6 protein-coding genes are annotated in these 7775 nt (G+C 75.5%); 1 reads left to right on the forward strand and 5 read right to left on the reverse strand.

Features of this window, described 5'->3' with window-relative positions:
- Positions 1-42 precede the first annotated feature (42 nt).
- Positions 43-1203: an App1 family protein phosphatidate phosphatase gene (locus tag ACRYR8_RS15155; protein ID WP_432484612.1), complete on the forward strand. Its 1161-nt coding sequence runs from the start codon at positions 43-45 to the stop codon at positions 1201-1203.
- Between the two features lie 410 nt (positions 1204-1613).
- Here the strand turns inward: ACRYR8_RS15155 and csrA are convergent, their stop codons facing one another.
- The 5 genes from csrA to flhA all read right to left on the reverse strand — a co-directional run bounded on the left by csrA (position 1614) and on the right by flhA (position 7555).
- Positions 1614-1850: a carbon storage regulator CsrA gene (gene csrA, locus ACRYR8_RS15160; protein WP_432484576.1), complete on the reverse strand. Its 237-nt coding sequence runs from the start codon at positions 1848-1850 to the stop codon at positions 1614-1616.
- 142 nt (positions 1851-1992) lie between these two features.
- Entirely contained in the window at positions 1993-2253 is a 261-nt protein-coding gene (locus ACRYR8_RS15165; RefSeq protein ID WP_432484574.1) for a hypothetical protein, read from the reverse strand.
- Positions 2250-2984 carry a PilZ domain-containing protein gene (locus tag ACRYR8_RS15170; RefSeq protein WP_432484572.1) on the reverse strand — a complete coding sequence of 245 codons (735 nt, stop codon included), beginning with the start codon at positions 2982-2984 and terminating at the stop codon, positions 2250-2252. Before ACRYR8_RS15170 ends, ACRYR8_RS15165 begins: the two co-directional genes overlap by 4 nt.
- Before the next feature lie 4 nt (positions 2985-2988).
- On the reverse strand, positions 2989-5547 hold the full coding sequence (locus ACRYR8_RS15175; RefSeq protein WP_432484570.1) for a hypothetical protein: 2559 nt from the start codon (positions 5545-5547) through the stop codon (positions 2989-2991).
- Entirely contained in the window at positions 5525-7555 is a 2031-nt protein-coding gene (gene flhA / locus ACRYR8_RS15180; protein ID WP_432484568.1) for a flagellar biosynthesis protein FlhA, read from the reverse strand. The genes ACRYR8_RS15175 and flhA overlap by 23 nt, the downstream gene beginning before the upstream one ends.
- Positions 7556-7775: the final 220 nt, after the last annotated feature.

Raw genomic sequence — 7775 nt, forward strand, 5'->3', positions numbered from 1 at the left:
CAGCAGGGCGGCGGCGCGAGGTCGTTCCGCCGCGGCGAGGCGATGCGGGACCTGGAGCGGTTGCGGGACCTGGACCTGACCCCCCGCCCCGGGGAGCACGGCCTGCACCGGGCCGCGCGGGTGGAGGACGCCGTCAAGGGCGTCGTCGGCGCCGGGCTGCGGCGGCGCGGGTACCACGCTCGTGCACTGGCCTACCCGTGCTACGGCGGGCCGGGCTGGGTGCGGGTGCTGGGCCGGGTGCTGCTGGGCCGCGAGGACGACGCGGAGGACCTGCGCCGCGACGCGGTGCGCAGCGTGCGGGGCTGGCGCAACTTCATGACGGTGCCGGTGGCGGGTACGGACGTGACGGTGCACCTGGGCGGGCGGCGCCTGCGGTTGCGCACCGACCGGGGCGGCTACATCGACGAGGTCGTGGACGTGGACCTGCCGCCGGGTGAGCACCTCGTCACCCTGACGGTGGGCCCGGACGCCGACGTGGACGTGGACGCCGTCGAGCGCGTGGAGGACGACACCGAGGGCGGGGCGGAGCGGGCGCCGGAGGTGGCGCGGGAGCACCGGGGCAGCGCGCGCGTGGTGGTCGTGGGCCCGCAGCCGCAGCTGGGGCTGCTGTCGGACATCGACGACACCGTCGTGGTCACGCGCCTGCCGCGTCCCCTGCTCGCCGCCTACAACAGCTTCGTGCTCACGGAGAAGGCACGCGTGCCGGTGAACGGCATGGCCGAGATGTACCAGCAGTTCGTGGCCGAGAACCCCGGCTCACCGGTGCTGTACCTGTCCACGGGGGCGTGGAACGTGGCGCCGACGCTGACGCGCTTCCTGCGCCGCTCCGGCTACCCGGAGGGCCCGCTGCTGCTGACGGACTGGGGCCCGACGAACACCGGCTGGTTCCGCGACGGCAGCGCCCACAAGCGCGGCACCCTGGCGCGCCTGGCGCGGGAGCTGCCGCAGGTGACGTGGCTGCTGGTGGGCGACGACGGCCAGCACGACCCGGCGCTGTACGCGGAGTTCGTCTCGGCCGCTCCCGAGCGGGTGGCGGGCGTGGCGATCCGGCGGCTGACTCCCGCGGAGCAGCTCCTGGCCGGTGGTCACCCGTTGACGGCCACGGCGGCGCCGGCCAGCTCGCACGTGCCGTGGGTCAGCGGTGACAACGGCTTCGAGCTGATGCACCGCTGGCACCGCGCCGGTCTGCTGCGCGACGCCTGAGCGCACGAGGCCCCGGCGCGGGCGGGCCGGGCGGGGGCGCGACGTGCGCGAGGCCGGTCCCGCGGGTGCGGGACCGGCCTCGGCCGTGGGGTGGGACGTCAGAGACGCACGCGGCGCGGGTTGGCGACGGTGGTGAGGTCGACGACGTCGCGGACGTCGATGACGTCGGTGTCCTGCACGGTGGTGGTCTGGTCCATCTCGTACCTCCTGGTCTCGGACGGTGGCCGGTGCAGAGCACCGACCTGCTGTTCTCGAGCCGCGGACAGCACTGTCCTCACACCTTCGGGTGGCGGATCGCTCCCGGTACCGCGGGGCGGGACCGGTGAGGGGATTCTAGGGAGGCAGCGGCCGGGGGGCCGCTCCGCGTCCCGCCCACGTCGCCGAACACTGCGTGATCTACGTCACAGCACTCAGGTGCCGGTGCGGCGAACGAGGCTCTGCAGGGCCGTGACGGCCTCCTCGCTGGCCGCCGTCGCGGCGACGTTGGCCTCGCGCACGGCGTCGTAGACCTCCTGCCGGTGCACCTGCACGTGGCGGGGAGCCTCGATCCCCACCCGGACGACGTCCCCCCGCACCTCCAGGACGCGCACGACGACCTCGTCGCCGATGACGACGGATTCTCCGGCCTTGCGCGTCAGGACGAGCATGGGCCCCAGCATAGGTGACGATCCGTCGCGACCCCCTTCCTGCGCGTCACTCGCGCGCCGGGGCGGGCCCCGGACGCGGGCGACGCCCGCCCCCCGGTGGGGACGGGCGTCGCGGGCCTGCGGGTCCAGCGGGGACGGGTCCTCAGGAGTCCTCGCGCCGGCGCGCGGGGTGCCCGAGCACCCCTGCGTCCAGCTCGGCCGCGGCCTCGGCCTCGGCGGCCTCCTCGGCGGCGCTCTGGTAGCGCAGCACCAGGGAGCGCACGGCGCGCGCGGCCAGCGCGGACACCACCAGCGCCAGCACCATGTGCAGCAGCGCGGCGTCCACGCTGCCGGTGCCGCGCAGGGCGGCGAGGATCGAGGGGCCCGCCAGCAGCAGGCTGGCGGCGATCACGATCGCGGTCACGGTGCCTCCCGGCGGCGGTTGCGGATCTGCTCCTGCATGACGTGGCGGCGAAGGCGGTCGGCCGCCGCGACGGGCTCGACGAAGGACAGCACGAGGTCGTCGTGCTCCCCCGTCCCGGCGGCGTCCGGGACGAGCCGGACGACGTCGGCGAGCTGGTCGACCGGCCCGTCCCCGATCTCGAAGACGGTGCGCACCGCCCGGCCCTGCGCGGGCCAGCTGCCGCGCTGGACCCGCACGCACGCGCCGCCCTCGCTGAGGTCGACGAAGGCCGCGGTGAGCGGCTGCTCCGCGACGGGGGCCGGGTCGCCCGGAGCGGACCGTCCCCGGTCACCCGGGACGGGGTGCAGGCGCAGGTTCCCGGTGACGGGGACCCGCACGAAGCGGCGCCGCTGCTGGACGCTGACCTCCCCGCACGGGGCGAGGTCCCAGGAGGGCACCCGCCGCCGCACGATCTCGGCGATCAGGAAGTCCTGGCGCATCTGACCCCGGTCGGTGGCCCACAGGACGGTCACCGGCATCCCGGGCGCGACCACGTGCAGGTCGCCCGAGAACCCGGGGGCGGCCACCACGAGCCGCCCCTCGCCGGAGTCCTCCACGCGCGTGGGCAGCTCCAGCAGCTCACCGCCGAGGGCGTCGGGGAGCTGGACCCGCACGCGCAACCGGCCGTTGACCGCGGGCCACTGCGCCGGGGAGGTGGGGGTCACCACCCCGGCGGTCGTGCGCCTGGCCACGGGTTCAGCGCGCGGTGCCGTGCTCGGACGTCGCGTCGAGCAGCAGACCGGCCCAGGCGCCGGAGGTGGCCGGCCGCCCGTCCAGGAAGCCGACGGGGACGTCGAGCGACAGCACGTCGAGGGGGTCGGGGCTCTCGGCGGCGCGGTGCACCGCGAGGCGGCGGGCCGGCACGCCGGCACCCTCCAGGGCGCGCAGCTGCGCGGCGACGGCGTGGCTGCGGCGGGTGGCGTCGACGCAGACGACGACGGCGGCGGCGCCGATCTCGGCGGCCAGGCGCGCGGCGCGCTCGGCGTCGGCACCGGTCGGGCGGGCCGGGATCGCCACGGTCAGCGGCGCGCTCCAGCGGCGAGCCTGCTCCTGGCGGGCCGGCAGCTCGTCGGCGGTCACGGTGTTCTGCACGTCGGCGCGGCCGAGGACCAGCGGGGCCTCGGAGCCGACCTCGTCGGCGACCAGCAGCGCGGCGGCGACGACGGCGTCGGCCTCGCCGACGACCACGACGAGCTCGCCGGAGCCGACGCGCAGCGGCGTGGGCACCTCGATCTCACGGGCCAGGCGCAGGACGTCACCGGAGTCGTGCGGCTCGCGGTAGGGCGCGCGCGCCGCCGGGCGGTCGCCGTAGGTGGTCACGGAATCACGGTAAGTCAGGTCCATGTCAGCTGCCTCGTTGTCGTCCCCGTCGTGGGCGGCGCGCTCGCCGGCCACGCTGTGCGTGCGCTCGGGCGCCTGCTGCGCCCGCGCCTCGTGGCGCGGCTCGGCGCCGCGCTCCTCGCGAGGCTCCGCGTAGTCGTTCGGCACCGCGTACGGGTACGCCTGCCGGCGCTCCCCCGCGGGCTCGAACGGCGCCTCGTACTCGTCCTCGTAGGCCCGGCCGTACGCCTGGTCCGCGCCGAGGGGCGCGGGGTCCTCGTCGGCGAAGCGGTCGCCGAAGTGGTCCTCCACGGGGGCCGGGCGGCGCAGCTCCGGACGGCGAGGCGCACCGCGGCGCGCCTCGAAGCCCTCGCCGCGCTGCGGGACCCGGCCCTCCTGCTCCCCACCGCGCCCGCGGGCCTCGCCCGGGGCGTCGGTCCGCTCCACGCGGCGGGGGGCGGTGACACCGTTGGCGGCACCGAACTGGTCAGGAGTCACGCGATCCTCCGTGGTGCGAGGGGGCAGGGCGCCGAACGGGGCGCCGGCGCCTGCTGCGGCAGCCGGCCGTGCCGGACGGGTCCCCACCGGACGCGACGACTGCCTAGTAACCGAGCGTACATCAGCAGTCACATCCGGTCCTGTGGTCCGCTCGGCCGACCCGAGGGTCCGCACCGCCGCCATCGTGGCCGCGAACCCCGTGCCCTCGGTGGAGATGGGACGGTGCGGGGCCACGGCGCGCTGCGGGGCGGCTGCGGGGCGGGCACGACCCGGCCCGCGGCCGGCCGAGAACATCGCGTGCAGGCGGTCGGCGCCGTCGGCGGCGTCGGCGGCGGCCAGCAGGTCACCGAGGCTCCGCTCGGACGCCTGCGCCGGGGCCGGGGTGCGCTCGATGCGCTCGGCCTGGCGGCGGCGCACCTCGCGGCGCGCGGCCTCGCGGCGCTCCTCCTCGTAGCGCTCCGCCTCCCGGCGCTCCGCCACCACACGTTCCTGCTGCACTCGTTCCGCCTCCCGACGCTCCGCTTCCGCACGGGCGGCCGCTCGCCGCTCCGCTTCCAGCTGCTCCACCTCGCGGCGGGCCGCTTCCCTGCGCTCCGCTTCCCTGCGTTCGGTCTCCCGGCGCTGCGCCTCCGTGCGCTCCGCCTCGATCCGCTCGGCCTCCAGGCGCTCGGCCTCCAGGCGCTCGGCCTCCAGGCGCTCGGCCTCCAGGCGCTCCGCCTCCAGGCGCTCCGCCTCGGCCTGCTCGGCCTCCAGGCGCTCCGCCTCGGCCTGCTCGGCCTCCAGGCGCTCGGCCTCCAGGCGCTCGGCCTCGGCGTGCTCCGCGTCGATCCGCTCGGCGTCCAGTCGGCGCTCCTCCTCGCGTCGGGCCGCCTCGGCGAGCGCGGCGGCCAGGTCGACCTCCTCGACGACCTCCGCCCCGGCGTCGCCGGTGTCCCCGGCGGCGCCCGGGCCGTCGGTGTCCAGCAGCCCCGCGGCGCGGGCGCTGCTCACGGCACCGGAGGCCTTGAGCATCTGCACGAGGCCCTGCCGGGCCTCTTCGAAGTCATCGGCAGGTGCGGGCGCCGGCTGAAGGGGCTCTTCGGGCGAGGCGGCGGCGTGCCGGCCGGCGGGCGCGGACGCGGCGGCCTCAGCCGCCTCGGCAGCCTCAGCCGCCTCGGCCTCGGCGCGGTCGGCAGCGGCCAGCAGGGCCTCGAAGTCGGGCGCATCCCCGTCGGGGGCCGCACCGCCCACGGCGGGCTCGGGGGTCCGGTCGGCGGTGGCGCCGTCGTTCTGCATCTCGACCGTCACTTCGTAGCGCTCCTTGGTGAAGAATCCGGCGACGCCTCCGGAACGGATGCGCTCGGCGCGGACGACGCGGGCGGCGTCTCCGTGGGTTTCGCGGACCTGCGCGAGCAGGTCCTGCAGGTCAGGGCCCTCAAGAAGCAAGTGCGTGGACACCGCTCACCGATCCAACCGTCTCGATCCGGGGGTGGTTGCTGACGTCGTCGTAGGAGAGGACGTGGAGGCGGCCGACGGCCACCTTCAGGAGCCGGCGCAGCGGGGCCCGCAGGGGCGGGGCGCACACCAGCACGGCGGAGATGCCCTGCTGTTCGGCACGTTCCAGGCAGGAACTTGAGGCCGTCACGAGGTGCTCGGCGGTGACCGCGTCCAGGGCCAGGCTGGCACCGTGCTCGCCGGGGCGCAGGGCCTCGGCCAGGGTGTGCTCCAGGACCGGGTCCAGCGTGATGACGTGCAGGACGCCGTCCTGCTCGTGCACCGCCGCCACGGCCGGCCCCAGCGCGGCCCGGGACGCCTCCACGAGCCCGTCCAGGTCCGAACCCTGCTTGGCCTTCAGGCCCAGGGCCTCGAAGATGCGGGCCAGGTCGCGGATCGGGACGGCCTCCTCGAGCAGGGCCTGCAGGACGCGCTGCACCTCCCCCAGCGTCAGCACGCTCGGGGTGAGCTCGTCCACGACGACCGGGTGGGTGCGCTTGAGCGCGTCCACCAGCGAGCGCACGTCCTCGCGGCCCAGCAGGCGCGGGGCGTGGGTGCGCACGAGCTCACCGAGGTGGGTGATGAGCACGCTGGCGCGGTCCACGACGGTGGCGCCGGTGAGTTGGGCCTGGTGGCGCAGCTCGGCGGGGATCCACTTGCCGTTCAGGCCGAACACCGGCTCCACGGTGGCGCGGCCGGGCAGGCCGTCGAGGTTGTCGCCCAGGGCCAGGACCTGGCCGGGCGGGGCGGTGCCGCGGGCCACCTCGACGCCGGAGATGCGCACCGCGTAGGTGGACACCGGCAGGTCGAGGGAGTCGCGGGTGCGCACCGGGGGCACCACCAGGCCCATCTCGAGGGCGATCTTGCGGCGCAGGGCGCGCACGCGCTCGAGCAGGTCGCCGCCGCCGGAGGTGTCGACCAGGTCGACCAGGTCGGGGGCCAGCACGACCTCCAGCGGGTCGACGCGCATCTCCTCCAGGAGGGACTCGGCGGCCTCGTTCGGGTTGACCGGCGCGGGCGCCAGCTCGGCCAGCTCGGTGGCCTTGGCCTCGGCGGCGTCGCGCTTGCCGATGCGGGTGGCGGCCACGAAGCACAGGCCCGCGACGAGGAAGAAGGGGAGCTTGGGCATGGCCGGCACGAGCGCGAGGACGCACGCGGCGCCACCGGCGATCTGCAGGACCATCTTCTGCTGGCCGAGCTGCTTGATGGCCTCGGTGCCCATGTCGCCGTTGGAGGTGGAGCGGGTGACGATGAGGCCGGTGCCGACGCTGAGCAGCAGTGCGGGAACCTGCGAGGCGAGGCCGTCGCCGATGCTCAGCAGCGCGTACTGCTGGATCGACTCCGCCGGGCCCAGGCCGTGCTGGACCATCCCGATGGCGAAGCCGCCGATGAGGTTGATCAGTACGATGATGATGCCGGCGATGGCGTCGCCCTTGACGAACTTCGAGCCACCGTCCATGGCGCCGTAGAAGTCGGCCTCGGCGCTGATGTCGGAGCGGCGGCGGCGCGCCTCGTCCTCGTCGATCAGGCCGGCGTTGAGGTCGGCGTCGATGGCCATCTGCTTGCCGGGCATCGCGTCGAGGGTGAAGCGCGCGCCGACCTCGGCGACGCGCTCGGCGCCCTTGGTGATGACGACGAACTGGATGACCACGAGGATCAGGAAGATGACCAGGCCGATGACCAGCGAGCCGGAGATCACGAAGTGGCCGAAGGCCTCGATGACCTTGCCGGCGTAGCCGTCGGACAGGACCAGGCGGGTCGTGGCCACGTTCAGGCCCAGCCGGAACAGCGTCAGGACCAGGATGAGCGAGGGGAAGACCGAGAAGTCCAGCGGCCGCTTCACGAAGATGCAGGTGAGCAGCGCGATGAGCGAGCACACGATGTTCGTGGCGATGAGGAAGTCGAGCATCGCGGCCGGGATGGGCACGACGAGCAGCAGGATGACACCCACGATGCCCACGGGCACCGCCATCTGCGTGAGGTTGCGAAAACGCACTGCACCGCCTGTCGTCGTGGTCCCCCTGTCGGGTTCCCTCGTTCAGCGGCCCGTCCGTGGCCCTGCTGCGCCGTCCTGGCTACTGCCTCCTTCGGCAGTCCCGGCGCGGACCTTGAGCGCCCGACCGGCCGACCGCCTGCCCGGCCCGCCACCGCGAAGCCCCCGGTGGCCGGGGAAGCGGTGGCTTCCCCGGCCA

Source organism: Kineococcus esterisolvens, assembly GCF_050871405.1.
Taxonomy (GTDB): domain Bacteria; phylum Actinomycetota; class Actinomycetes; order Actinomycetales; family Kineococcaceae; genus Kineococcus.